Source organism: Litoreibacter halocynthiae, from assembly GCF_004365635.1.
Lineage (GTDB): Bacteria > Pseudomonadota > Alphaproteobacteria > Rhodobacterales > Rhodobacteraceae > Litoreibacter > Litoreibacter halocynthiae.
On sequence record NZ_SOBH01000001.1, the window covers coordinates 952,028 to 976,840 of the forward strand.

The 24,813-nt window shown below is 56.9% G+C and carries 17 protein-coding genes and 1 tRNA gene; 10 read left to right on the forward strand and 8 right to left on the reverse strand.

The window, feature by feature from the left end; genetic code table 11:
- Positions 1 to 117: 117 nt before the first annotated feature.
- From ligA to BDE40_RS18480, 3 genes are all read left to right on the forward strand, one after another.
- Complete coding sequence (gene ligA / locus BDE40_RS04700) at positions 118 to 2,259, forward strand: NAD-dependent DNA ligase LigA (protein ID WP_134013284.1); 2,142 nt, start codon at positions 118 to 120, stop codon at positions 2,257 to 2,259.
- Positions 2,260 to 2,264: 5 nt separating this feature from the next.
- Positions 2,265 to 4,355, forward strand: a complete 2,091-nt coding sequence (gene recG, locus BDE40_RS04705) for an ATP-dependent DNA helicase RecG (RefSeq protein WP_134013768.1) — start codon at positions 2,265 to 2,267, stop codon at positions 4,353 to 4,355.
- Positions 4,356 to 4,476: 121 nt separating this feature from the next.
- Positions 4,477 to 4,599, forward strand: coding sequence for a hypothetical protein (locus BDE40_RS18480; protein ID WP_281245115.1), 123 nt, complete (start codon positions 4,477 to 4,479; stop codon positions 4,597 to 4,599).
- Positions 4,600 to 4,774: 175 nt separating this feature from the next.
- Here BDE40_RS18480 and BDE40_RS04710 read toward each other — a convergent pair whose 3' ends face one another.
- The gene (locus BDE40_RS04710) at positions 4,775 to 5,227 is read right to left on the reverse strand and encodes an iron-sulfur cluster assembly scaffold protein (protein WP_134013286.1); all 453 of its coding nucleotides are present in this window, start codon (positions 5,225 to 5,227) and stop codon (positions 4,775 to 4,777) included.
- Between the two features lie 79 nt (positions 5,228 to 5,306).
- On the opposite strand from BDE40_RS04710, the gene hisI reads away from it, so the two are divergent.
- Entirely contained in the window at positions 5,307 to 5,669 is a 363-nt protein-coding gene (gene hisI, locus BDE40_RS04715) for a phosphoribosyl-AMP cyclohydrolase (protein WP_134013288.1), read from the forward strand.
- A 47-nt stretch (positions 5,670 to 5,716) separates the two neighbouring features.
- Here the strand turns inward: hisI and gluQRS are convergent, their stop codons facing one another.
- From gluQRS to BDE40_RS04745, 6 genes are all read right to left on the reverse strand, one after another.
- On the reverse strand, positions 5,717 to 6,589 hold the full coding sequence (gluQRS, locus tag BDE40_RS04720; protein WP_134013290.1) for a tRNA glutamyl-Q(34) synthetase GluQRS: 873 nt from the start codon (positions 6,587 to 6,589) through the stop codon (positions 5,717 to 5,719).
- Entirely contained in the window at positions 6,586 to 7,197 is a 612-nt protein-coding gene (locus BDE40_RS04725; protein ID WP_134013292.1) for a class I SAM-dependent DNA methyltransferase, read from the reverse strand. The genes gluQRS and BDE40_RS04725 overlap by 4 nt, the downstream gene beginning before the upstream one ends.
- A 21-nt stretch (positions 7,198 to 7,218) precedes the next feature.
- The gene (trmFO, locus tag BDE40_RS04730; RefSeq protein ID WP_134013294.1) at positions 7,219 to 8,577 is read right to left on the reverse strand and encodes a methylenetetrahydrofolate--tRNA-(uracil(54)-C(5))-methyltransferase (FADH(2)-oxidizing) TrmFO; all 1,359 of its coding nucleotides are present in this window, start codon (positions 8,575 to 8,577) and stop codon (positions 7,219 to 7,221) included.
- 91 nt (positions 8,578 to 8,668) lie between these two features.
- Positions 8,669 to 11,425, reverse strand: a complete 2,757-nt coding sequence (gyrA, locus tag BDE40_RS04735) for a DNA gyrase subunit A (protein WP_211342410.1) — start codon at positions 11,423 to 11,425, stop codon at positions 8,669 to 8,671.
- A 133-nt stretch (positions 11,426 to 11,558) separates the two neighbouring features.
- Entirely contained in the window at positions 11,559 to 12,026 is a 468-nt protein-coding gene (locus BDE40_RS04740) for a disulfide bond formation protein B (RefSeq protein ID WP_246030358.1), read from the reverse strand.
- A gap of 2 nt (positions 12,027 to 12,028) precedes the next feature.
- On the reverse strand, positions 12,029 to 12,604 hold the full coding sequence (locus tag BDE40_RS04745; RefSeq protein WP_134013298.1) for a YqaA family protein: 576 nt from the start codon (positions 12,602 to 12,604) through the stop codon (positions 12,029 to 12,031).
- A gap of 120 nt (positions 12,605 to 12,724) precedes the next feature.
- Between BDE40_RS04745 and ypfJ the strand changes: the two genes are divergently transcribed.
- From ypfJ to BDE40_RS04760, 3 genes are all read left to right on the forward strand, one after another.
- Entirely contained in the window at positions 12,725 to 13,585 is an 861-nt protein-coding gene (gene ypfJ, locus BDE40_RS04750; protein ID WP_134013300.1) for a KPN_02809 family neutral zinc metallopeptidase, read from the forward strand.
- 125 nt (positions 13,586 to 13,710) lie between these two features.
- Positions 13,711 to 14,295: a TRAP transporter small permease gene (locus BDE40_RS04755; RefSeq protein ID WP_134013302.1), complete on the forward strand. Its 585-nt coding sequence runs from the start codon at positions 13,711 to 13,713 to the stop codon at positions 14,293 to 14,295.
- Positions 14,292 to 15,644 carry a TRAP transporter large permease gene (locus tag BDE40_RS04760; protein WP_134013304.1) on the forward strand — a complete coding sequence of 451 codons (1,353 nt, stop codon included), beginning with the start codon at positions 14,292 to 14,294 and terminating at the stop codon, positions 15,642 to 15,644. The genes BDE40_RS04755 and BDE40_RS04760 overlap by 4 nt, the downstream gene beginning before the upstream one ends.
- Here BDE40_RS04760 and BDE40_RS04765 read toward each other — a convergent pair.
- A complete protein-coding gene (locus tag BDE40_RS04765) occupies positions 15,641 to 16,159 on the reverse strand; it encodes a glutathione peroxidase (RefSeq protein ID WP_134013306.1) in 519 nt (172 codons plus the stop codon). The two genes, BDE40_RS04760 and BDE40_RS04765, sit on opposite strands and share 4 nt — an antisense overlap.
- 157 nt (positions 16,160 to 16,316) lie before the next feature.
- On the opposite strand from BDE40_RS04765, the gene BDE40_RS04770 reads away from it, so the two are divergent.
- The 3 genes from BDE40_RS04770 (at position 16,317) to BDE40_RS04775 (ending at position 24,682) form a co-directional block, all read left to right on the forward strand.
- A tRNA-Leu gene (locus BDE40_RS04770) sits at positions 16,317 to 16,400 on the forward strand.
- 902 nt (positions 16,401 to 17,302) lie between these two features.
- Complete coding sequence (locus BDE40_RS18170) at positions 17,303 to 17,446, forward strand: hypothetical protein (RefSeq protein ID WP_162848029.1); 144 nt, start codon at positions 17,303 to 17,305, stop codon at positions 17,444 to 17,446.
- Between the two features lie 9 nt (positions 17,447 to 17,455).
- Entirely contained in the window at positions 17,456 to 24,682 is a 7,227-nt protein-coding gene (locus tag BDE40_RS04775; RefSeq protein WP_134013308.1) for a cadherin-like domain-containing protein, read from the forward strand.
- Positions 24,683 to 24,813: the final 131 nt, after the last annotated feature.

The following is a 24,813-nucleotide window of genomic DNA, read 5'->3' on the forward strand; positions in this document are numbered from 1 at the left end:
CCACGGGTGCGCCTTTTGCATTTGAGCGAAGTCAGAAACCCCCTCGATAGTGTGATCTACTGGACGCCCTGTCATTCTCGCCATATCTACAAATGGTGCAAACATCGGGGATGGTCAGTGGGACAAGCGAGCGAAGTTGAGGCAATCGAGCCAGCGGATCTTACTGCTGATCAGGCGTCTGCTGAACTGGCCCGGCTTGCGGCTGTTCTGGCGCAAGCCAATCTCGACTACCACGGGAAAGATGCCCCCGCGATCAGTGATGCCGAATATGACGCCCTTAAGCGGCGGAACGCGACGATCGAGGAGCGGTTTCCCGATCTCAAACGCGCCGATAGCCCAAGCGATCAAGTCGGTGGGCCGTTGGCGGAAGGCTTCTCCAAAATACGCCATGAAGTCCGGATGCTGTCACTGGGAAATGCGTTCAGTGACGAAGATGTGGTCGAGTTCGATGCGCGCATTCGAAAGTATTTGGGGTTGGGAGACACCGACCCTTTGACCTACACGGCAGAGCCGAAGATTGACGGTTTGTCGTTATCCCTGCGTTACGAGAACGGACAACTGGTCTATGCCGCAACACGCGGAGATGGCGAAGTTGGTGAAAACGTCACCGCCAATGCCAAAACAATTGCCAGCATCCCTCAAAACCTAACTGGCGCTCCGGATATTTTGGAGGTGCGCGGCGAGGTGTATATGAGCCACGCTGATTTTGAGGCGCTGAACGCAGCACAAGAAGCAGCGGGTGCCAAGAACTTTGCCAATCCCAGAAATGCAGCCGCCGGTTCTTTGCGACAGCTTGATCCGAATATTACGAAATCCCGCCCTTTGACCTTTTTCGCGTATGCTTGGGGCGCCTTGTCTGCACCGCTGGATGACACGCAAATGGGCGCAATCGAGCGCTTGGGCGCGCTTGGCTTCCAGATCAACCCGCTGACCGCAACCTGCAACGGGCCAACAGAACTTGTAGCGCATTACAAGGCGATCGAGACCGCTCGGCCCGATCTTGGCTATGATATTGACGGAGTGGTCTACAAGGTAAATGATCTTGCGCTGCAACGCCGGCTCGGTTTCCGTTCGACGACACCAAGATGGGCCATCGCCCACAAGTTTGCCGCTGAACTGGCTTGGACGCGGTTGGAAGCAATCGAGATACAAGTCGGGCGGACGGGGGCCTTGTCGCCTGTGGCGCGCCTTTCGCCTGTGACCGTTGGCGGCGTCGTGGTGTCCAACGCCACATTGCACAACGAGGATTACATCAAAGGTCTGGACAGCAAGGGCGTAGAAATTCGCGCTGGCAAGGACATTCGGGAAGGCGATCTGGTGCAGGTCTATCGCGCCGGTGATGTGATCCCGAAAGTGGCGGATGTTGACCTTTCTCAGCGACCGGATACTGCTGTGCCGTATCAGTTCCCCGGCACCTGTCCGGAATGCGGATCTGATGCTGTCCGAGAGGAAGGTGACGCGGTTCGGCGCTGCACGGGGGGGCTGATTTGCCCCGCACAAGCCGTCGAGAAGCTGAAGCACTTTGTAAGCCGTGGCGCGTTCGACATTGACGGGCTTGGTGCCAAGCAGGTTGAAGCGTTCTATCATGACGACCAGCTGAAAATCCGTGAACCCGCTGACATCTTTACTTTGCGCGCGCGCGATGCTCAGTCACTCACCAAGCTGAAGAACCGCGACGGCTGGGGGGAGACGTCTGCGCGAAACCTGTTTGATGCCATTGACGAGCGCCGGAGCATTCCGTTAAACCGCGTGATCTTTGCCCTTGGCATCCGGCATGTGGGGGAAAGCGCGTCGAACCTGCTGGCGCGGCACTATAACAACTGGCCTGATTTCGATCAGGCCATGCGCGACGCTGCTGCACAAGAGGGTGCTGCGTGGGACGACTTGCTGTCGATTGATGGTGTCGGGGCGGTGATGGCTGCGTCCCTGACGCAAGCATTTGCGCAAGAGGCGGAATATGCCTCGATCACCCGCCTGATCGCCGAGTTGGACATCCAGCCTGTGGCAAGCCCCGCAGATGATGGGAGCCCTGTGGCAGGTCAAACAGTGGTCTTTACCGGCACCTTGGAAAAGATGACTCGGGCCGAAGCGAAAGCCCGCGCAGAAGCACTTGGGGCGAAGGTCTCGGGCAGCGTCTCGGCGAAAACGGACCTTCTGGTGGCAGGCCCCGGTGCGGGGTCCAAGGCGACAAAAGCGGCTGATCTGGGCATCAAAGTGATCGACGAGGACGAGTGGCTCGCCCTTATCGGCGACGCCTGAATATCATGGCGGGGCGTCCCGAAATCCTGTTCCCGATCTTCTCCGCGCTGACGGAGCTGGAAGGAGTTGGCCCGAAGACAGCCAAGCATTTTGAGCAACTTGGGATTGAGAAGCCGCGTGATCTTTTGTTTACCCTGCCACAGTCAGGTGTGGACCGTGCGGTCAAAGCTTCGGTTCAGGATGCGGTCTTGCCCGCTGTCGTAACGGTCGAGGTCGAAATTGGAATGCATGTCCCGCCACGCTCCCGCGGGCGCCCTTATCATGTGCATGTCCGCGACGAGAAGTTGGAATTCCGGCTGGTGTTTTTCCACGCGCATGGCGACTACTTGCAAAAACAACTGCCGACCGGACAGCGTCGCGTGGTGTCAGGCAAAGTGGAGATTTTCGACGGACAGGCGCAGATGGTGCATCCCGATTACATGCTGCCAGTGGATCGGGGCGCGGAGATTCCAGCGTTCGAGCCGGTATATCCCCTGACGCATGGCATCACTCAACGGGTGATACATAAAGCCGCCTTGTCGGCTTTGGAACGCGTACCAGAGCTTGAGGAGTGGGTAGACCTAGCACAAAAGAAAAAAGCGGGTTGGCCGGATTGGGGCGACGCAATCCGCGCGGCGCATTGCCCTGAGCATTTGTCAGAGATCACCGCCACCCATCCGGTGCGCGAAAGGCTGGCTTATGACGAGTTGTTCGCGCATCAGCTCACCTTGGGATTGGCGCGTGCCACCGTGCGGGCGAAGCCGGGGATTTCCAGCAAGGCAACAGGTCAGTACCAGTCGCGCGTCTTGAAGGCGTTGCCCTACAGTCCGACAAATGCCCAGACACGTGCCATTGCCGAAATTTCGGCAGACATGGAAGCACCGACGCGCATGAACCGCTTGCTGCAAGGCGACGTGGGCGCGGGTAAAACTCTGGTGGCGTTCATGGCTTTGCTGGTCGCCGTGGAGGCGGGCGGGCAGGGCGTTATGATGGCTCCGACCGAAATTCTGGCACGCCAGCATCATGAAAGCCTTGTCCCGTTGGCGGAAGATGCAGGGATCGTTTTGGAACTGCTCACCGGCCGCGACAAAGGAGCGGATCGGGCGGCCAAACTGAAAGCACTGGCTGCGGGCGAAATTCATGTTCTGGTCGGGACACATGCGGTGTTCCAGAAGGATGTTGATTTCAGCGATCTCAGGCTTGCTGTGGTCGACGAGCAGCATCGCTTCGGAGTTAATCAACGGTCTGAGCTGGGTGCCAAAGGCAAGGCGGTCGACATCTTGGTGATGACCGCAACACCAATCCCACGCTCTTTGACGCTCGCACAATATGGCGACATGGACATCTCGGTGCTGGACGAAAAGCCACCCGGGCGTAAACCCATCACCACTGCGACCGTTTCGGTTGGCCGCATCGACGAGGTGGTAACCAAGCTTCGCGGTGTCATTGCCGAAGGGCGGCAGGCCTATTGGGTTTGCCCGCTGGTGGAAGAAAGCGAGCTGAGCGATAAAACCGCAGCCGAAGACAGGTTCAAACGCTTGAGGGCCACACTCGGCGAAGGTGTGGTCGGGTTGGTCCATGGCCAGATGCCTCCCGCCGAGAAAGACGCTGCCATGGCGAAATTTGTGGCGGGCGAGACGTCGGTGTTGGTGGCAACGACAGTCATCGAAGTCGGAGTGAACGTGCCTAATGCAACGATCATGGTGATCGAGCGGGCGGAAAGCTTCGGGCTGGCGCAGTTGCATCAGTTGCGTGGACGGGTTGGTCGCGGCGATGCCGCATCGACTTGCTTGTTGCTGTTTCAAGACCCGTTGTCGGAGACGGCGAAACGCCGATTGAGCATTATGCGGGAGACCGAGGACGGGTTCAGGATATCGGAAGAAGATTTGGCTATCCGTGGTGCGGGGGATCTGATTGGCACCGCGCAAAGTGGATTGCCACGCTTCAGGATTGCAGACCTGGAAAGGCAGTCGGCGTTGATGGCCGTGGCCCAAAGCGATGCGCGAAAACTTCTGGCAGATGATCCTTCGCTGAGCTCTCCTCGCGGTAAAGCGGCGCGTGTTCTTTTGTGGCTAATGGAGCAGGATAAGGCAATTCGTTTAATTACAGTAGGTTAGGTGAGTGTTCCGTAAGGGCGGTCTGTTTTGTTCACAAATGTTCTTAAAAAGTTCTTTACAGCGTTAAGGATAAATGAGAACAAAGGTGCAACAAAGAGAACAACTTGAGGGAGTATTCATCATGATCAACGATCTACGCGACATTCTGGCCCGATCCCCCAAAGCCCTTGCGCAAGACGCAGCGGGCATTGCTGCCATCGGTGTGATGATGACCGTCGCCCTTTATATGCCCACGCTATTCTAAGAGTTAACTGCCTGCTGTCTTTTCCCTAGGCTCGGATGGGTTTCTTGTCCCGTAACCCACCGCAGGATGCGCATTGTCCCCAACTTTACCGGCTGCCTCTTTCCCGGTTCGCGCATCTGACCTGACTAGACTAGCTGACTGGCCGCTGCGTCCCGCCCGGACGTGGCGGCTTTTTTTATGCGCAATTGGCTTTGCTAATTTGCTCAATCGCTTCAACGCTGGCATCCAGCGCCAGCATGATAGACGCGTGACGGTTGCGAAATTCCTTGGCGGGTAGCAGAACTTTCAAGCCGTCGAACGGCGCATCAGGGGCAGGGCCGTCTGATTTCAGCATAGCCTTGAGCTGGCTTTGCGCGGTCCGGATTTCATCTTCTGTGCGTCCAATAATGGCACCACCCACGACGGAGGCTGCCGCTTGCCCCAAGGCGCAGGCTTTAACGTCCTGACCAAACTCGGAAACGCGATCTTCATTAATGGTTATGTCCACGGTCACGGTCGAGCCACACAAGGGCGAGCGGCGCTTAACCGTAGCTTGCGGGGACTCCAGCCGGTCAGTATGCGGAATCTCCGCAGCCAGCGCCAGAATTTGGCCCGAATAGAGCTTGATAAGATCAGTATTCTCAGACATCTCGCGCTCCTATCGGTCTTTTCAACGGGGTCAGAACCATAGATAAGTCCTAGTGCTGCGTTATCAAAAGGTAAATCCCATGACCCGCTTCGACCCAAAGACTCTGACTTTCAACGAACAGGGATTACTGCCTGTGATTGCGCAGGATCATGACAGCGGAGAGGTGCTGATGCTGGCATGGATGAACGCGGAAGCGGTAGCACAAACTCTGGAGACAAAGAAAGTGACCTATTGGTCGCGGTCACGTCAGGCGTTCTGGGTTAAAGGTGAAACCTCGGGCCATGTTCAAACACTGGTAGATTTGCGCGTCGATTGTGATCGTGACTGCTTGCTTGCGATTGTGCGCCAGACAGGCCCTGCGTGCCATACCAACCGGCGCGTGTGTTTTTATACGTCCCTAAAGGATGGCGCTGAAATCGAGCTGATGGCGCCCGAGATGTGACGTTCGTTTTTGAGTATTTTTGACCAAATGGAGACAGGGCGGAGCACCTAGACTGGCAAGCCGGTCATGCGGCGAATGTCGTCAGGTGTGTAGCCATCAGCCCGATATTTAGAAAGCGCGCGCGCATCATCGCGTTTGGCGAGGCGTTTGCCTGCATCGTCACGGATCAGTTTATGGTGGTGGTAAACGGGTGTCGGCAAATCCAAGAGCTGTTGCAAGGCAACATGAATCTTGGTTGCCTCAAACAAATCTTGACCTCGCACGATATGGCTGATCCCTTGGGATGCGTCATCCAAGACAACAGACAGGTGGTAAGACGTCCCCATATCGCGGCGTGCAAGCACCACGTCACCGATTGACCCAGTTAGGTCGTCCGCGCTGAATTCGATTAATCCGGTCTCACCTTTCGGTCCTTCACCTAGCTCAGTGAACGACAATCGAGAGTATCCGGCTGCAAGAGACATATTCAGCCGCAAGGCCGCGTTTTCGGGAAAAGGGATGGTGTCGTGTAAAGAGGTGTTGGTGCGGCATGTTCCCGGATAGATGATTCCATCCGGCCCCTGAATCGGCTCGCCACCTTCCTGCGGGGCCGAGGCAGCCGCGAGAATATCTTTTCGGTTGCAATGGCATTGATAAATCAACCCACGCCGCCAGAGATCGCTCAGCGTCTCTTGATACACGTTCAAACGGTCTGACTGTCTCAGCACTGGCGTCGTCCATGACAGCCCCAACCATTCCAGATCATCATAGATCTGTTGCTCCCATTCAGGGCGGGCGCGGGCTTGGTCTATATCTTCGATCCGCAGCAGGAATTCGCCGCCTTGCGCTTGCGCTAAATCATAGGCCAATAGCGCGGAATAGGCGTGCCCGAGATGGAGCGGCCCTGTGGGTGACGGAGCAAAGCGCGTGCGGAAGGTCACTTTTTCTCGAACACGTAGATCATGGATTTCAGGCCCAGTTTGGGTAGGTGCTCGCCGTATTCCTTAGCGCGCGCAAGATGGCCGGCGTCTTGCAACCGCGCAACGCCCGCAAGGTACTCAGCATCCTCAAGCGCATGATCATTCAACGAAAACCCGAGAAGGCCACCCGATGGCAACTTGTCCATCAGCGTATCCATCAACGAGGCCGGTCCGGCTCCGGTCGAGATCACGCCAATGGCTGTGATTGCGTGGTAGTCGCCCGTGTCGAACGGCAAAGGTTGTGACAGGTCCAGCTTGATCAGGTTGCGGAAATGGCGCGTTTTTCGTGCCTGCGCGAGCATTCCGGCAGAGGGATCGGCACCGTCAATCGTAGAGAACCCCGCGGTCTGAAGCTCGCCCGCAGATAGTCCGGTGCCACATCCGTAGTCCAGCAGCGGCTGGTTCAAATCTCGGCAATGCTGAGCCATAGCACGGGCGAGGCGGGCAGGCGTCTGATAGCCGTTCTCCGCGATCTCGACATCGTAACTCTCCGACCAATCATCGTAGAGCTTGCGCGTCGCATCCGCGTCGGTGGTGCCATAGACTTTATCAAGAAATTTATCCGCCATGTGCACAGCGTGGCAAATTCCTTAGGCCACGTCCAGCCGGGCGTCTTCCAGCCAGCTTGTCCACGCTGCTTTTGCGCGATCTGTGTACATCTTGTAGCGGGTGGCACGATTTTTGCGCCCGGTCTTGGCGTCGACTACAGGAGGGAAGAGGCCGAAGTTTACATTCATTGGCTGGAAGGTTTTCGCCTCGGCACCACCCGTAATATGCGTCACCAAGGCGCCCATCGCCGTCTCCGGTGCAGGTGTGCTCAACTCGCGCCCCAAAAGCTCTGCAGCGGCGTAGCGTCCTGCCAGAAGGCCCATCGCGGCGGATTCGACATATCCTTCAACACCGGTGATCTGACCGGCAAAACGCAGATGTGGTTTGGACTTCATGCGCATTTGCGCGTCCAGCAGCGTGGGCGAATTGATGAAGGTGTTGCGATGAATTCCGCCAAGCCTCGCGAACTCTGCGTCTTCCAAGCCGGGGATCATCCGAAGGACTTCCTTTTGCGCTCCGTATTTCATTTTGGTCTGGAAACCCACGATGTTGAACAAGGTGCCAAGCGCATTGTCGCGGCGCAGCTGCACAATGGCATGCGCCTTAATGGTCGGCTGGTGCGGGTTGGTCAGCCCGACCGGTTTCATCGGGCCATAGCGCAAGGTCTCGCGGCCACGTTCGGCCATAACCTCGATGGGCAGACAGCCGTCGAAATAACCCGCCGTTTCGCCCTCTTTGAACTCGGTCTTTTCGGCTGCCAGAAGCGCGTCGATGAAGGCTTCGTAGGTCTCTTTGTCCATCGGGCAGTTGAGGTAGGCCGTGCGGTCTTCCTCGGTTTCGCCCTTGTCGTATCGGGACTGGAACCACGCTTTTTCCATGTTGATGGTGTCGAAATAGATGATTGGCGCAATGGCATCGAAGAAGGCCAAAGCATCTTGACCGGTTTCGGCAGCGATCGCGTTTGCCAACTCCGGCGATGTCAGTGGTCCGGTCGCGATGATCCAGCTACCATCGGTCGGCAACTCGTTAACCGGTTCGTAAGACACTGAGATGTTCGGGTGACTTTTCAACTTTTCTGTGACGGATTGTGCAAAAGGGTCGCGATCCACGGCCAGCGCGCCACCAGCGGGCAGGGCGTGTTTGTCGGCCATCTCCATGATGATTCCACCGGCCTGACGCATCTCCCAATGGAGCAGCCCCACGGCGTTCTGCTCGCTGTCGTCGGAGCGGAAGGAGTTGGAACACACCATCTCCGCCAGATCGCCGGTGCGGTGGGCGAAGGTTTCGACCTTGGGGCGCATTTCGTGGATGATTACGTTGACGCCCATATTCGCAGCTTGCCACGCGGCTTCGGAACCCGCCATGCCGCCACCGATGATGTTGAGGATGCTATCTGTCATGGCGCTGATCTAGCGCAGGGCGTGCAGGAGTACAAAGCAAAATGGCCGCCCTGCATTAAGGGCGGCCAACTGCAAATTTGTTGAGATGCGCTTAGCTCTCGTCGGTTGTGGCCTCTGGGGCCTCATCCGCGTCGCTGTCTTCGTCACCCTGATCAGCGATGTAGGCGACGGAGACGACCTCTTCGCCCTTGCCAGTATCGAAGACCTTCACACCACCCGCAGAGCGGGAGCGGAACGAAATACCGTCAACAGGACAGCGGATCGACTGGCCTTTAGAGGTGGCCAGCATGATCTGGTCACCCATCTCGACGGGGAAGGAGGCAATGATCTCACCGCCGCGCATCGCCTTGTCCATGGCTGTAACGCCCATACCGCCGCGACCACGTACAGGGTAGTCGTGAGACGAGCTTAGCTTACCTGCGCCGCCTTTGGTGATGGTCAAGATAAGATCCTCGTAAGCGGACATTTCGGCGTAGCGTTCTGGCGTGATGTCGCCTGCTGGCGCTTCTTCATCCTCCACTTCAGCATCATCAGACAAGCCCATGATTGCACGGCGCATTTTTAGATATGCAGTGCGCTCGGACGGGTCTGCCTCGAAGTGACGGATGACCGACATGGAAACAACTTTCTGGCCATCTTTCAGCCGGATGCCGCGTACACCTGTCGAGTTGCGCGACGAGAAGACCCGCACATCCGTCGACGAGAAGCGGATCGCACGGCCTGCATTAGTGATCAGCATGATGTCGTCGTTTTCGTCGCAGATGCGGGCGTTTACCAGTTCCACGCCCTCGGGCAGCTTCATCGCGATTTTACCGTTGCGCATGACGTTGGTGAAGTCCGACAGCGCGTTGCGGCGGATGTCACCTGCGGTCGTTGCAAACACGATCTGCAAATCGCCCCAGTCCGCCTCATCGCGGTCCACTGGCATGATGGCCGCGATGGACACACCGGTCGGGATCGGCAGAATGTTGACGATGGCCTTGCCCTTGGCGGTGCGGCCACCTTGCGGCAGGCGCCATGTCTTGAGTTTGTAGGCCATGCCGTCCGTGGTGAAGAACAGCAATTGCGTGTGTGTATTGGCCACGAACAATTGCGTGACCACGTCGTCATCTTTGGTGGCCATGCCGGACAGGCCCTTACCGCCGCGGCGCTGCGCACGGAATTCGGCCAGTGGGGTGCGCTTGATCCAGCCCGATTGGGTGATCGTGACGACCATGTCCTCTTTCTCAATCAGGTCTTCGTCTTCCATGTCACCGGACCAATCTACGATCTCGGTGCGGCGTGGAACGGCGAATTGCTCTTTGACCTCTTTCAGCTCGTCGCTGATGATCTCCATGATCCGCTCGCGAGAGCGCAGGATGGCGAGGTATTCGGTGATCTTCTTGGCCAGTTCTTCCAGCTCGTCCGTGACTTCCTTGACGCCGATCTGCGTCAGGCGTTGCAAACGCAGCTCCAGAATGGCGCGGGCTTGGGTTTCCGACAGATGGTAGGTGCCGTCGTCGTTGACGGTGTGGGTCGGGTCGTCGATCAGGCGAATATACTGCGCGATGTCAGCCGCTGGCCACGCGCGGGTCATCAGGCGCGTGCGGGCCTCGGCGGCATCGGCAGACGTTCGGATGGTCGCGACGATCTCGTCGATATTGGTGACGGCAACGGCCAGACCACACAGGATATGGCTGCGTTCACGGGCTTTGCGCAGCTCGAATGCGGTGCGGCGGGCGACGACCTCTTCACGGAAAGCTACGAAATTGGTCAGGAACGTGCGCAGAGTCAGTTGCTCGGGCTTGCCGCCGTTCAGTGCCAGCATGTTGCACGCGAAAGAGGTTTGCATCGGCGTAAAACGGAACAACTGATTCAGCACAACCTCGGCAGTCGCATCGCGTTTCAGTTCCACCACGACACGCACGCCCACGCGGTCGGATTCGTCTTGGACGTGGCTGATGCCTTCGATCTTCTTGTCACGGGCGGTTTCGGCGATCCGCTCGATCATCGTCGCTTTGTTCACCTGATACGGGATCTCGGTGATGATGATGGCAAAGCGGTCTTTGCGGATTTCTTCCACATGGGTTTTGGAACGCACGATGACGGAGCCGCGACCCTCGGTATAAGCCTTGATTGCGCCCGAGCGACCAAGAATGATGCCACCGGTCGGGAAGTCGGGGGCAGGGACGTATTCCATCAGTTGATGCTCGTCCAGATCGGGGCTTTCAATCAGTGCCAGCGTTGCATCAATCACTTCGCCCAGGTTGTGCGGCGGAATGTTGGTCGCCATACCAACGGCAATACCGCCCGCGCCGTTAACCAGCATGTTGGGGAAACGCGCCGGAAGAACGGTCGGCTCACGGTCCTTGCCGTCGTAGTTGTCTTGAAAATCGACGGTGTCTTTTTCAATGTCAGCGAGCAGAGAGCCCGCAGGCTTGTCCATGCGCACCTCGGTGTAACGCATCGCTGCAGGGTTATCGCCATCCATGGACCCGAAGTTGCCTTGACCATCCAGAAGCGGCAGCGACATGGAGAAATCTTGTGCCATCCGCACAAGCGCGTCGTAGATCGCGCTGTCTCCGTGCGGGTGGTATTTACCCATGACGTCGCCCACGGGGCGGGCCGACTTTTTGTAGGATTTGTCATGCGTATTGCCGGTTTCGTGCATGGCGTAGAGGATGCGGCGGTGGACCGGCTTCAGGCCGTCACGCAGGTCGGGAATCGCGCGCGAGATAATTACACTCATCGCGTATTCGAGGAACGAGGTCTTCATCTCGTCGGCGATGTTAATCTGCGGTCCGTCGTGATGCATCCGCTGCGGCGTGTTTTCTTCTTCGTTTTCAGGGGTTTCCGGCGTGTCGTTCACGTTGCGTCCGATCTCGTGTTGGAAGCGCCTCAAGGCGTCTATATCTAGTTGTCGGCACTATAGACCAACCTAGGTTTAGGGTGCAATGGGGGTGGCCCGAATGAGCCTTGTGCATGTTTCGGGAACGTTAAGTTCAGGCCGATCTACGCGCCGCGACGATCCAAAGCCCTGCCAAAAACAACGAAATGATTGCATTCCAGCCCGCCATCGAAATGCCAGCCAAAGCCCACGGGATTTCGTCACACCGCACCAAGGGGGCTGCCATGATTTGTTCCAGCAGTTGCTCTGGCGTCAAATTGGAAATGTCGCCGGATGTGCAGGTGGACGGGCCGTTCCACCACTTCTGCTCGACGCCTGCGTGATACACCCCGATCAGGCCCGTCGTTGCGGCTGCCAAGGCCCCCAGCAAGGCCAGCAAGGCCAGCAAGCGATTTGGAATTACCAAAAATGCAATGCCGATGACGAAGGCGAAAGCATGAGGCCAGCGTTGCCACAGACACATCTCGCAAGGTGGGTAACCGGCAATCTGAAACAGAAACGCCCCACCTAAAAGCAGCACCGAGCCACCAGCGGCCGTGGTTACAATCTGTGCACGTGTCATGCTCATATAAATTTTACCAGAGTAAAGCCGCCCAACAGGACGACAAGAAAAAGTGTGAGGGCCAACCCCAGCCTCCTCTCGATAAAGTCGCGAATGGGGTCGCCAAATTTCCAAAGCAGGCCGGCGACGAGAAAGAAGCGACCGCCACGGGCGATGATGGAGGTAACAAGGAACGTGCCCAAAGGCATCCCGGTCCACCCTGACATTATCGTGATGACCTTATAGGGAAACGGGGTCAGCCCCGCGATAAGGACGGGCCAGAACCCCATATCGTTAAAGCGGGCGTTGAATTCCAACGCGGTGTCACCTTTTCCGAGCGCTTCGAGAATTGGGCGTCCGACTTGCTCGAAGGCGAGCGCTCCGATCGCATATCCCAATAGCCCGCCGGTGACCGAAGCCGCCATTGCGATGCCCGCGATTAGGAACGCTTTGTTCGGGCGCGCGATAATCATCGGGATCATCAGGATATCAGGGGGGATAGGGAAGAACGAGCTTTCCGCGAAGGCCACGACGACAAGCGCCCACATAGCGTATGGATGATCCGCCAAGGACAGAGTCCAGTGATATAGTCGCTTCATTTCAAGTCCTGCTTCGCCTCTAAAGCGCCCGCTTATAAATGCGCGCTGCCAAAGGGTAGTTTGCCTTCGTTCCACCATGGCCCTAGAAAGATGCCAAGTCCAGTAATGAGGAGCGCTAAAATGCGTTGGAAAGGTCGGCGGAGCAGCCGCAACATTGAAGACCGCCGTATGCAATCCGGCATGGGGCGTGGCGGCAAAGCCGGCGGCATTGGTGGTGTCGGCATCATCGCGGTGCTGGTGATCGGATATTTCCTCGGCGTCGATGTCACGCCACTGCTGCAAAGTTCAGGTGGCGGACAGGTTGCGTCTCAGGGTGGAGAAATAACCGAAGCCGACAAACAGGCGGGTGAATTCGTATCGGTCGTATTGGGCGACACTGAAGAAGTCTGGGCCGAGATTTTTAATGATCAGGTTGGGCGCCCGTATAAGCCCGCAACGCTGGTTCTGTTCAAAGGCGGGACGCAAAGCCCCTGTGGTGGCGCATCCGGCGCATCGGGGCCGTTCTACTGCCCCGCAGACAAGAAAGCCTATCTTGACACTGAATTCTTCACGACCTTGTCGCGCCGCATGGGCGCATCGGGTGACTTTGCCGCCGCCTATGTGGTGGCCCACGAGATTGCCCACCATGTTCAAAACGAGCTGGGCATTCTGGGGCAAGCCAACAAAATCCGCCAACAAGTGAGCCAGGCCGAGAGCAACGCCATTTCGGTGCGTATCGAGCTGCAGGCCGATTGCCTTTCAGGCGTTTGGGCGCGCTATGCTCAAGCGCGGTTCAACTCGCTTGAAAAAGGTGACCTGAAAGAGGCCATCAATGCAGCCAAGCAGATCGGTGATGATACGTTGCAGCGTAACGCAGGCCGCAGACCAAACCCGCACAGCTTCACGCATGGCACGTCAGAGCAGCGCCAGCGCTGGTTCACCACGGGCTACGAGAAGGCGACGGTGCAAAGCTGCGACACCTTCAGCACCGACCGTCTATAACGCAAGGGATTGGCGTCATCGCGCAAATCAACAATCCTATGTCGCATCGTGACCTCTTCGGGTTGAAAATTCCCCTTAGCTCCGCGCATACCGCACGCAGTCTTGTGCAGGTGTAAGAGGAACGCATGGCTCTAGCCGCAGAATTCGAAACCCGCGTGGGACGCGTGCTTGAGGCCTTATGCCGTCTGTTGGCGGTTGTCGGCGGGCTGGTGCTTGTCGGCGCAGCCTTGGTGACCGTCGTCTCCGTTATCGGGCGGTTTTTCCTGTTTGCGGGGTTAGGACCCGTCAGGGGGGATTTCGAGTTGGTCGAAACCGCCTGCGCGATCGCAATTTTTGCATTTCTACCGTGGTGCCAGTTAAACCGAGGTCACGTTACGGTCGACGTCTTGGTTGACCGGATGCCCGCGCGGGCGAAGGCCGTATTCGGCTTGATTGGTGATCTGGCCGTTGCTGTGGTCGCGGGACTGATACTCTGGCGGCTCTATTTGGGGTTTGCGGAGAAATTCCCATATGGATCAGAGGCGTTTCGCACCGCATTCGGCATGGGAGCCAAACCCTACTACCCCGAAACAACCTATGAATTGCAGCTGCCCGTCTGGATCCCCTTCGGGCTCTCGACAATCGGGGCCGCGTTGTTCTTTGTCGTCAGCCTTTACACCGTGTGGCGGGCATTGAACTGGGTTCTGACCGGTAGGGAAACCGCGAAATGAGCGGCTTGGAACTGGCCCTGTCCGGCTTCGGCCTCATGCTTGTGGGGATATTCCTGCGCATTCCCATCGGTGTTGCGATGTTCGCGACCGGCTTTCTTGGGACGTGGGTGGTGTTGGGGCGACCCTCCGCCACGCTCAGCCAGATGAAAACCTTAACCTACGACACGTTTTCCAGCTACTCGCTGACCATCGTGCCGCTGTTTTTATTGATGGGACAGTTCGCCACCAAGTCGGGCATGAGTTCTGCCTTGTTTAACGCAGCTTCCGACTGGCTGGGACACCGGAAGGGCGGGGTGGCCATGGCGGCTGTCGGGGCCTGTGCGGGGTTCGGGGCCGTCTGCGGTTCGTCCTTGGCCACGGCGAGCACGATGGGCCATGTCGCGCTGCCTGAAATGCGCAAGCGAGGTTATTCTGATGCGTTAAGCACAGGCGTATTGGCCGCCGGAGGCACGCTAGGCATTCTGATCCCACCGTCGATAATTCTGGTGATCTACGCCATCCTGACAGAGCAGAACATTGTGAAAATGTTCATCGGCGCGCTGATCCCGGGTATTCTTGCGGCCCTCGGCTATATGCTAACTGTTGCCATCTATGTGCGGGTGAAACCCGGCTCTGGCCCTGTGGCAGAGCGTAAACCGATCAAGGCGCGGTTTCGTACACTGATCAAGGTATGGCCCGTTGTGCTGATCTTTGTGCTCGTCATGGGGGGAATTGCGGCGGACTGGAATTGGTTCAAGCCTGGGGTTCAGGCCCTGTTCACACCAACGGAAGGGGCCGCTGTCGGCGCGGTCGCGACCGGTCTATATGGCATCGCCACACGCGGCCTGGATTGGGATGGTTTCAAAGCCTCCATTCTGGAGACGGCACAATCCTCGGCGATGATCTTCCTGATCATCTTCGGCGCACAGGTGTTCAACTCGTTTCTTGCCTTCACTCAAGCCCCGCAAGCGATGGCCGAGTGGGTCTCAGTGCAGGGCTTCGCGCCTATGACGGTGCTGATTGCGATGCTGCTATGTTACCTGATCTTCGGCTGTGTCATGGACAGCCTGTCGATGATTTTGCTGACCATCCCGATTTTCTTCCCGATCATCGAGTCGCTGGACTTCGGAATGGGGGCAGAGCAAACGGCGATCTGGTTCGGGATACTTGCGCTGATCGTTGTTGAGGTGGGGTTGATCACGCCTCCGGTGGGGATGAACCTGTTCATCATCAATCAAGTGGGCAGGGACATTCCGATTTCGCAGACTTATCGCGGCGTTTTGCCGTTCGTTGCGTCGGATTTGGTGCGGGTCGTCGTGCTGGTAGCGTTCCCCGGCCTCACATTGTGGCTGGTCGGGGTGATGTTCTAGGAGCCGGAGAGCAAAGCGTCAATCTGGCTGCGAATGCTGCGCCCCATCGGATTAGCGCCAGAGCCGAATGTCGCGACGACTTTGCCTGATCCGTCCAGAAGTACTTTGTTGAAGTTCCAGCGTGGAGTGAAACCGGTCTGGGCTTTAACGTCCTTGTAAAACGGGTGCGCCTGCGCGCCGCGGACATGTGTGACGTGGGTCATTGGCAGATCCAGCGCAAAATTAACTGCACAGAATTCTTTCACCTCTTCAGAGCTTGCGAGTTCCTGCTTGAAATCGTCCGAGGGGACCGCAAGGACGATCAGCCCCTTCGCTTTGTAGGTGTCATAGAGTGCTTGAAGATCGTCATATTGCTTGGTGAACGCACACAGGGATGCCGTATTCGCGACCAGCACCGGGCGACCTGTCCAGTCATCAAGGTCGATCTCACCGCCATCAATGTTCGGGAATGTAAACGCCAGTACTGCGCCTGTTTGCAACATTAGGGCAGCGGCGAAGCTGAGTAGGGTGCGCATGGTCGTGTCTCCTGTTTCTACCGTTATAGGTAGGTCGCAGAATAGAAGTATCAAAAACGACATGATAATGCGTTCCACGAATTGACGCGCCTGATCGCTTTGGCTACACCGCACGCACCTCTGGTGGTGACTACCGCGCTGCCGAACGAGACAAGGGGCCCGAGTGGTGGAATGGTAGACACGACAGATTCAAAATCTGTTGCCGAGAGGCGTGTCGGTTCGAGTCCGACCTCGGGTACCAATTTTACCCAAAGAATGTGCAACTGCACTGGCCGTTGACTTATCCACAGGCTGGCAGAAATTCGCTGAAATTTAGTCGATCAACCAAATGATGTGCAAATTTTGCCAACTATATGGAGGGAATCAGGCTTGGCACGGATTTTGGAAACAGTTTGCTGCTCCAGATATTATTGTTTCTTACCTGGGAGTGATCGGGTGGAGATCGGTTCGGGTGCCGCTACGGCAATTTCAACGAATCTGATTCGAGAAATTGAGGAAATCGAACTATTACTAAACAATGCGATGCAATCTGGCGTGATTGTCTCACCGTTTCATGGGGGGAAAAGGTGAGGGAAAGAAACCGTAAGTAGATCGAGAGGTATGGAAATCCTTACCTTTGCGGATTCGGAATAGTTGCAAACGCCGAGTTTCTTTTTGATCAGGCGAATTGAAGGTAACCAATTGAAAATATTTTATAAAATTTCGCAATCATTCGTCGTTAAATGCGACGCAATTTGATAAGAAAACATCGGTTTCAGCGCGTAGATTCACCTTGAAACAATCTGTTTGGCTCGACGGTTCATTCCTGAAAAAGGACTTTTTTGTGTCCAAATCAAAACATTCTGCTTTTTGCCCGACTGTCTAATCGGTATCACAAACTACGCCCAACTGGGGGGTGAAGACATAGGCCACGGGGGCGGCCGCACGATGACGCATCTCTGCCAGATGCGAGGGACGTCGTGTGATCGCTTGCGTGGCGCGTTGGTTTACAACGGGCGCAGAACGTAATCCGTCACCGACATTGGGCATTTAAGCCCAAACTACCCCCCTTGTTTAGGCACCGCGTCGATGTGTGGCCGCTGTTTTGGCGCCTTCACTCAGTCACGGGTGAGATCGAAATGCACGATGCCAAGGGGATTATTCATGGCTGAAGCGATTGTACTGATGGGTGTTTTGACGGCGTTTGGCGCCGTTTTTTCCGTTGGGATGATTTCACGCGTGCGCGCTAAAAAGTTTGTCGAATTCACGGGGTCGGTTGCGCATCGACCGATATCCGCGAAGTCATAGGAGACTAGAATGCCCAACGTTCTGCTCACGTTTGAAGACCTGCAAGCCGGTGACATTGTTAATGGCCAATACAACAGCAATGGGGTGACCATCAGTTCGGGCAACCCTGCCACACCTCCTATGGTGTTCGACTCTGACAACCCGACGGGTGGAGATTCCGATCTACACACCAACAATTTGGGCAATGTCCTGATTTTGTCGGAAGATGGCGACAGCAATGATCCAGATGACAACGCAGGTGGTGGCAAATTCATTTTCGAATTTGACGAACCTTCCGAGGTCGTAAACTTCCGCGCGCTCGACGTTGAGGAGGGCGGAACCGTTCGCCTTTACAATGAAGCCGGGCAGCTGATCAAAACGGTTCAAATTCCTTGCACATCAAACAACGGCCAAGTGACCGTGAACATCAATGCAGATGGTGTTGCGCGCATGGAGGTAGTGCTGTGCGGCTCAGGTGCGATCGACAACATTTGCTACGTAACCCCAGAGGTCACGAGCGAATTGGATGGCATTGTTGAAGGCACTGCTGGCGATGATGTTATCGACGCGGCCTATGATGGTGACCCTGATGGCGACATGATTGACGCCAATGACGAAATTCTGCCGGGCGAGGGCCCGAATGACGATATCGTGGACGCTTTTGGTGGCGACGACACGATTTCATCGGGCGAAGGCAATGATGAAGTCTATGCAGGCTCCGGCGACGATACCGTCGATGGCGGGACTGGCGATGACATCATCTATGGCGATAGCAACTATAGCGGCGCTGGCGCAGGCACGACTGTGCGCGAGAGCTTCGAGTGGGACCTGCAATCCGAGAATGAAGTGGATACTACATTCGTTCAGGACACCGGAAATGTTGAAGTAACTTTCACACGAACGGCTGACGAGAACGATCATGACAGCTATCTGAATGATGAGCAGCTGAATGTGGACGGCATCGACGACGGCTCCGAAGTTGTCGACACCGACAGCGGTTTGACCTCTATCACCAACGGCTCAAACGGTCGGGGCGAATTCCAGTGGGAGTTCTCGTCCGCAGTTACCGATGTTGATTTCAACATCAACGACATCGACGGTGACGGCGTGGTCAAAGTGACGGCCTACGACGCTGATGGCAACGAAATCCCCGTCCAGCTCACCGGTGGTAACAACCTGACGCTCATCGACTCGGATGGTGTGAACGGTGCAGACACCGCCAACAGCAACGGTGGATACGCGAACACGAACTCTGATTTGTACAACCTTCAGGTGAGCATTGCCGGACCGGTTGCACGGATCGTTGTCGAACATACCCAAGATGGGGGCAACAACTCGGGCGTTCGCATCACGGACATGTTCTTCGACACGGATACCTCGGTGGTCGACAACGGACCGGACGGCAACGACACGCTGCGCGGTGGTGACGGCAATGACACCATCTACGGCGAAGGCGGAAATGACCGTCTCGAAGGTGGTTCTGGCGATGACACGCTGGATGGTGGCGATGGCAACGACATAATTATCGGTGGTGCGGGCAACGACACTGCAACCGGTGGTGCCGGCAATGACGAAATCTGGATGGGGTCTGGCGACGACACTGTTGACGGTGGCGAAGGTAACGACTGGATCCACGGCCAATCAGGCAACGACACCCTAAACGGTGGCGCTGGCGATGACATGATCTTTGGTGAAGGTGGCAACGACCACATCGAAGGCGGGGAGGGCGATGACGCTCTGTCCGGCGGCACTGGAGATGACGACATCTTCGGCCAAGGTGGCGACGACACCATAGAAGGTGGTGCTGGCGAAGACTTCCTGATCGGCGGTGATGGTAACGATACCATCGACGGCGGCGACGACGATGACATTCTGTGCGGCAATGACGGCGACGACGTCCTGACGGGTGGCGCTGGTAATGACGTGCTGGAAGGCATGAACGACAACGACACCTTGTTTGGTGGCGTGGGCGACGACCGTCTTTATGGCGATGCTGGCGACGACACCCTGACTGGTGGCGAAGGCGCTGACACAATCGTTGGTGGTTCCGGTCGCGACACCATTCTTGGTGGTAACGATGGCGATACGGTCGACGGTGGCACAACCGGTGACGACTACGATATTCTGGACCTGACCGGCGAAGGCCCGTTCCGCATCGTCAACGAAACCGTTGATGCTGATGGCGACAGCACTTCGGGGACGGTCGAATTCCTCGACAGCAACGGCGATGTCACTGGATCCCTGCAATTCACCGAGATCGAGCAAATCATCGGCGATCTGGTCAATCAGGGTCCCGATGCCAACGATGACTCGGCCACGGTCGACGAAGATGACAGCGTTACTATCAACGTGCTGGGCAACGACACAGATCCGGAGAATGATGACCTGACTGTCATTGATGCCACCTCGCCAGACGGTAAAGTGACAATCAATGCTGATGGTTCAATTACCTTCGCACCTGCTGAAAACTTCAATGGTGACACAACTATCACCTACACGATTGAAGATGAGGCCGGAAACACCGACACAGCGACGGTCAACGTCACTGTCACTCCGGTAAACGATGATCCGGTGGCGAATGATGATGTGGCCTCGACCGACGAGGACACACCTGTCGACATTAACGTTCTCGGCAACGACACCGATGTGGATGGCGATGATCTGACAGTGACCGAGGCGACCTCGCCGGACGGTGACGTTGTGATCAACGCTGACGGCACGCTGACCTTCACGCCAGAGGACAACTTCAACGGTGAGACGACCATCACCTACACCGTCTCTGACGGTAATGGCGGCACCGACACGGCGACCGTTACGGTCACGGTCGGCTCGGTTAATGATGGCCCGGATGCGGTAAACGACGAGAGCACCACGGATGAGGACACACCGATCACGGTCGATGTTCTGGCCAACGACACGGACCCGGAGAACGACGATCTGACAGTGACCGGCGCAACCGTTCCTGTAGAGCAGGGCACGGTCGAGATCGTGGGCAATCAGGTGGTGTTCACACCTGCCGAGAACTTCAACGGCACGGCGACCATCAGCTACTCGATCACCGACGGCAATGGCGGCACGGACACAGCGATCCACGTGGTTCACGTGACCCCGGTGAACGATGCGCCAGTGGCGGTTGACGATATTGCAGAGACCTTCGAGGACGAATCCGTCGTCATCGACCTGATCGGTAACGACACAGATGTCGACGGCGATCCATTGAATATCGGCACCGTTTCGGTTCCGCCCGAGCAAGGCACAGTTGTTGACAATGGCGACGGCACGGTGACCTTCACTCCGGCCCCGGACTACACGGGTCCCGCGCAGATCACCTACACGGTGCAGGACGGCCAAGGCGGTGAAGACAGCGGCGAAGCAGTGGTTAACGTAGAGGTTATCGGCGTAAACGACGGCCCTCAGGCTGTCGATGACACGGCGACAACGGACGAAGACACACCGGTCACGATCGACGTGTTGGACAACGACTTTGACACTGAAGGTGACGCACTAAGCATCACAACAGCCAGCGTTCCCGCGGATCAAGGCACGGTTGAGGTTGTGGACGGTCAATTGGTGTTCACACCTGCTGAAAACTTCAACGGCGAAGCGACCATCACCTACGGTATCACCGACGGCAATGGTGGCGCAGATATCGGCGAAGTCACGGTGACAGTGACACCTGTGAACGACGACCCGATTGCGGTTGATGATATCGAAACCACGGACGAAGACGAGGCGATCACCATCGATCTAATCGCCAACGACACAGACGTTGACGGTGATCCTTTGAGCGTCGGCTCGGTCTCGGTCCCTGCGGACCAAGGCACAGTTGTCGACAATGGCGACGGCACCGTGACCTTCACACCTGCGCCGAACTTCAACGGCCCAGCGACAATCACCTACACGGTTGTCGACGGCCAGGGAGGTGAAGACGAAGGTCAGGCAGTTGTCTCGGTCGGTGCGATCAATGACGGTCCTGTGGCTGAAGACGACAGCGACGTGACCGACGAGGACACTCCGGTCACTGTTGATTTGCTGGCCAACGACTCCGACGCCGACGGCGACGAGCTGACAGTCATCAACGCCACGGTCCCTGCGGATCAAGGCACGCTGGTCGACAATGGCGACGGCACGGTGACCTTCACTCCGGCGCCGAACTTCAACGGGACGGCGACGATCACGTATGAGATTTCCGACGGCAACGGTGGTACAGACATCGCGGTTCACACCATCGAGGTTGCTCCGGTAAATGATGATCCGGTGGCGAATGATGATGTGGCCTCGACCGACGAGGACACACCTGTCGACATCAACGTGCTCGGCAACGACACCGATGTGGATGGCGATGACCTGACAGTGACCGAAGCGACCTCACCGGACGGTGACGTTGTGATCAACGCTGACGGCACGCTGACTTTCACGCCAGAGGACAACTTCAACGGTGAGACGACCATCACCTACACCGTCTCTGACGGCAATGGCGGTACCGACACGGCGACCGTTACGGTCACGGTCGGCTCGGTCAATGATGGCCCGGATGCAGTTGACGATGTTGCGACCACCGACGAGGATACTCCCGTCGACATCGCTGTGCTCGGTAACGATACCGACCCAGAGAACGACGATCTGACGGTGATCGAAGCGACATCTCCGGACGGCGACGTTGTGATCAATGCCGACGGCACGATCACCTTCACGCCAGCCGAGAACTTCAACGGCGACACCACGATCACTTACATCATCACCGACGGTAACGGCGGCGAGGATACGGCGACGGTCAATGTCACAGTAACCCCGGTGAACGATGATCCGGTGGCAGAAGATGATGCCTACACCACGGATGAAGACACCGCGATCACCGTCTCGCCGTTGGAAAATGACACTGATGTCGATGGCGATACGCTGACCATCACAGAGATCACGCAGCCCGATAACGGTGAAGCGGTTTTGAATGCCGATGGCACCATCACCTACACGCCTAATGACGATTTCGCGGGTGAAGATACCGTGACCTACACCGTTTCCGACGGAAACGGCGGCACCGACACGGCGACGATCACCTTCACGGTGTCGGGCGTCAATGACGGCCCCGATGCAGTGGATGACGAAGCGTCTACCAACAACCTGACGCCTGTTGTGATACCGGTTCTGCAAAATGACACCGACCCTGAGAACGACGACCTGACCGTGACCGAGGCATCTGTGGATGTTGGCGACGTGACCATCAACGCTGATGGCACTCTGTCCTACACGCCAGAGGCCGACTTTGGCGGTGTGGCGACGATCACGTACACAATCACCGATGGCAATGGCGGTTTCGACACGGCGACTGTCATTGTAAAGGTGAACGACGGTATCGTTGAAGGCACGGCAGGCGACGATCTGATCGACGTCAACTACATGGATGACCCTGAAGGCGACATGATCGATAACAACGACGAATTCCTGCCAGGCGAAGGCCCTCAGGACGACATCGTGTTGGCGGGTGACGGCGACGACACTGTGCTGGCTGGAGAAGGTGACGACGACGTTTACGGTGAGGCGGGTGACGACACCCTCTACGGTGAAGCCGGCGACGATTACCTGTCTGGTGGCGAAGGCGACGACGTTATTTATGGCGGTGACGGCGACGACACGCTGGATGCGGGCCAAGGCGCAGATCAACTCTTTGGTGAAGATGGTGACGATCTTCTGCTTGGCGGACCGGGCACCGACCTTTTGGATGGTGGCGCAGGCGATGATACGCTGATCGGGGCCAATAACGATGATACAATCATCGGTGGGACGGGTGATGACACCATCGAGGGCAATGACGGTAACGACGTGATTGACGGTGGCGACGGAAATGACTCGGTGCTGGGTGGCGATGGCGATGATGTCATCAATACAGGCGGGTCAGGTGTTCCGCGGCCTGACCTTGGCTACCCGGGATTGTTCCCAGCCGATACCAACCCGAACGACGACATCGACTTTGTCGATGGCGGAGCGGGCGATGATACTATCTCTACGGGTGATGACGCTGACACCATCTTTGGTGGTGATGGCAACGACTCGATTGATGGTGGTGTTGACAACGACACGATCGATGGTGGTGATGGCGACGACCGGATCGTGGGGGGCGAAGGCTCCGATGTGATCAACGCAGGTGCCGGAGACGATATCGTTTACGCTGGGATTGATCCCGATCTTGGTCTGCCGGATAACCTCGACATTGCTGATGTTGATGGTGATTTGGTGCCGAACAACGGCATGGACGTAGTCAATGGCGGCGACGGCAACGACACCATTTATGGTGCCGATGACGATGACATCCTGAATGGCGATGCTGGAGACGACTACATCGACGGCGGTGTGGACGATGACACCATCACAGGTGGCACCGGCGATGACATTATCATAGGTGGTCAAGGCGCGGATACGATGTCCGGCGGCGACGATGCTGATACCTTCTTGGTCACAAGTGGTGAAGATGGCGTTGGCGATGTAATCGACGGTGGCACAGGCGGCAACGATTTTGACGTTCTGAATCTTACGGGGTCTGGCCCGCTGCGCATCGTTGGCGAAACTGTAGATGCGGACGGTGACAGCACCTCTGGTACTGTTGAGTTCCTCGACGGTGTTGGCGGTAACGTCATCGGAACGCTTCAGTTCTCCGAGATCGAAAGCATCGTTCCTTGCTTCACACCTGGCACGTCGATTGCGACGCCTCGTGGTGAAATCCTCGTCGAAGACCTGATGGTCGGCGACAAGGTTATCACCCGTGACAACGGCATTCAGGAAATCCGCTGGATTGGCGCCAAGCGCATGGACGGTCGCGAGTTGCAAAACAACCCGCATCTGCAGCCTGTCCTGATCCAGAAGGGCTCCCTCGGGAACGGCCTGCCAGAGCGTGATATGCTGGTAAGCCCGAACCACCGGATGCTGGTCAACAGCGACCGTGTTGCTCTCTACTTCGAAGAGAACGAGGTTCTGGTTTCGGCTAAGCACTTGGTCAACCCGTCGGAAGGTGTTCAGACCATCGCGTCGATGGGAACCACCTACATCCACTTCATGTTCGACAACCACGAGGTTGTCTTGTCGAACGGCGCGTGGACAGAGAGCTTCCAGCCGGGTGACTACAGCCTGAAAGGCATCGGCAACTCGCAGCGGAACGAAATCTTCGAATTGTTCCCAGAGCTGCAGGGTGAGGCTGGTCGTGAGGCCTATGCCTCCGCCCGCCTGACGCTGAAAAAGCACGAAGCAAAACTGCTGTTTAAGTAAAGAGTGAATCTGGGGCAGCGTCTGGGAGCGCTGTCCTAAAGGTAAAGAGTGATAAAGTGAGGCCCCAATCCCAGATTGGGGCCTCTGCTCGTTTGTTTTAGCGAATTCAAGTCAGCTCACAAAGCTTTGAC

Excerpts from the sequence above, each read along its gene's own strand:
- BDE40_RS04725 (WP_134013292.1), bottom strand. The coding sequence starts at position 7,197 with ATGGCGGATAAATTTCTTGATAAAGTCTATGGCACCACCGACGCGGAT.
- BDE40_RS04775 (WP_134013308.1), top strand. The coding sequence starts at position 17,456 with ATGCCCAACGTTCTGCTCACGTTTGAAGACCTGCAAGCCGGTGACATT.
- recG (WP_134013768.1), top strand. The coding sequence starts at position 2,265 with ATGGCGGGGCGTCCCGAAATCCTGTTCCCGATCTTCTCCGCGCTGACG.
- BDE40_RS04745 (WP_134013298.1), bottom strand. The coding sequence starts at position 12,604 with ATGAAGCGACTATATCACTGGACTCTGTCCTTGGCGGATCATCCATAC.
- BDE40_RS04765 (WP_134013306.1), bottom strand. The coding sequence starts at position 16,159 with ATGCGCACCCTACTCAGCTTCGCCGCTGCCCTAATGTTGCAAACAGGC.
- BDE40_RS18480 (WP_281245115.1), top strand. The coding sequence starts at position 4,477 with ATGATCAACGATCTACGCGACATTCTGGCCCGATCCCCCAAAGCCCTT.
- ypfJ (WP_134013300.1), top strand. The coding sequence starts at position 12,725 with ATGCGTTGGAAAGGTCGGCGGAGCAGCCGCAACATTGAAGACCGCCGT.
- BDE40_RS18170 (WP_162848029.1), top strand. The coding sequence starts at position 17,303 with ATGGCTGAAGCGATTGTACTGATGGGTGTTTTGACGGCGTTTGGCGCC.
- trmFO (WP_134013294.1), bottom strand. The coding sequence starts at position 8,577 with ATGACAGATAGCATCCTCAACATCATCGGTGGCGGCATGGCGGGTTCC.
- BDE40_RS04710 (WP_134013286.1), bottom strand. The coding sequence starts at position 5,227 with ATGTCTGAGAATACTGATCTTATCAAGCTCTATTCGGGCCAAATTCTG.
- BDE40_RS04755 (WP_134013302.1), top strand. The coding sequence starts at position 13,711 with ATGGCTCTAGCCGCAGAATTCGAAACCCGCGTGGGACGCGTGCTTGAG.
- BDE40_RS04740 (WP_246030358.1), bottom strand. The coding sequence starts at position 12,026 with ATGACACGTGCACAGATTGTAACCACGGCCGCTGGTGGCTCGGTGCTG.
- BDE40_RS04760 (WP_134013304.1), top strand. The coding sequence starts at position 14,292 with ATGAGCGGCTTGGAACTGGCCCTGTCCGGCTTCGGCCTCATGCTTGTG.
- hisI (WP_134013288.1), top strand. The coding sequence starts at position 5,307 with ATGACCCGCTTCGACCCAAAGACTCTGACTTTCAACGAACAGGGATTA.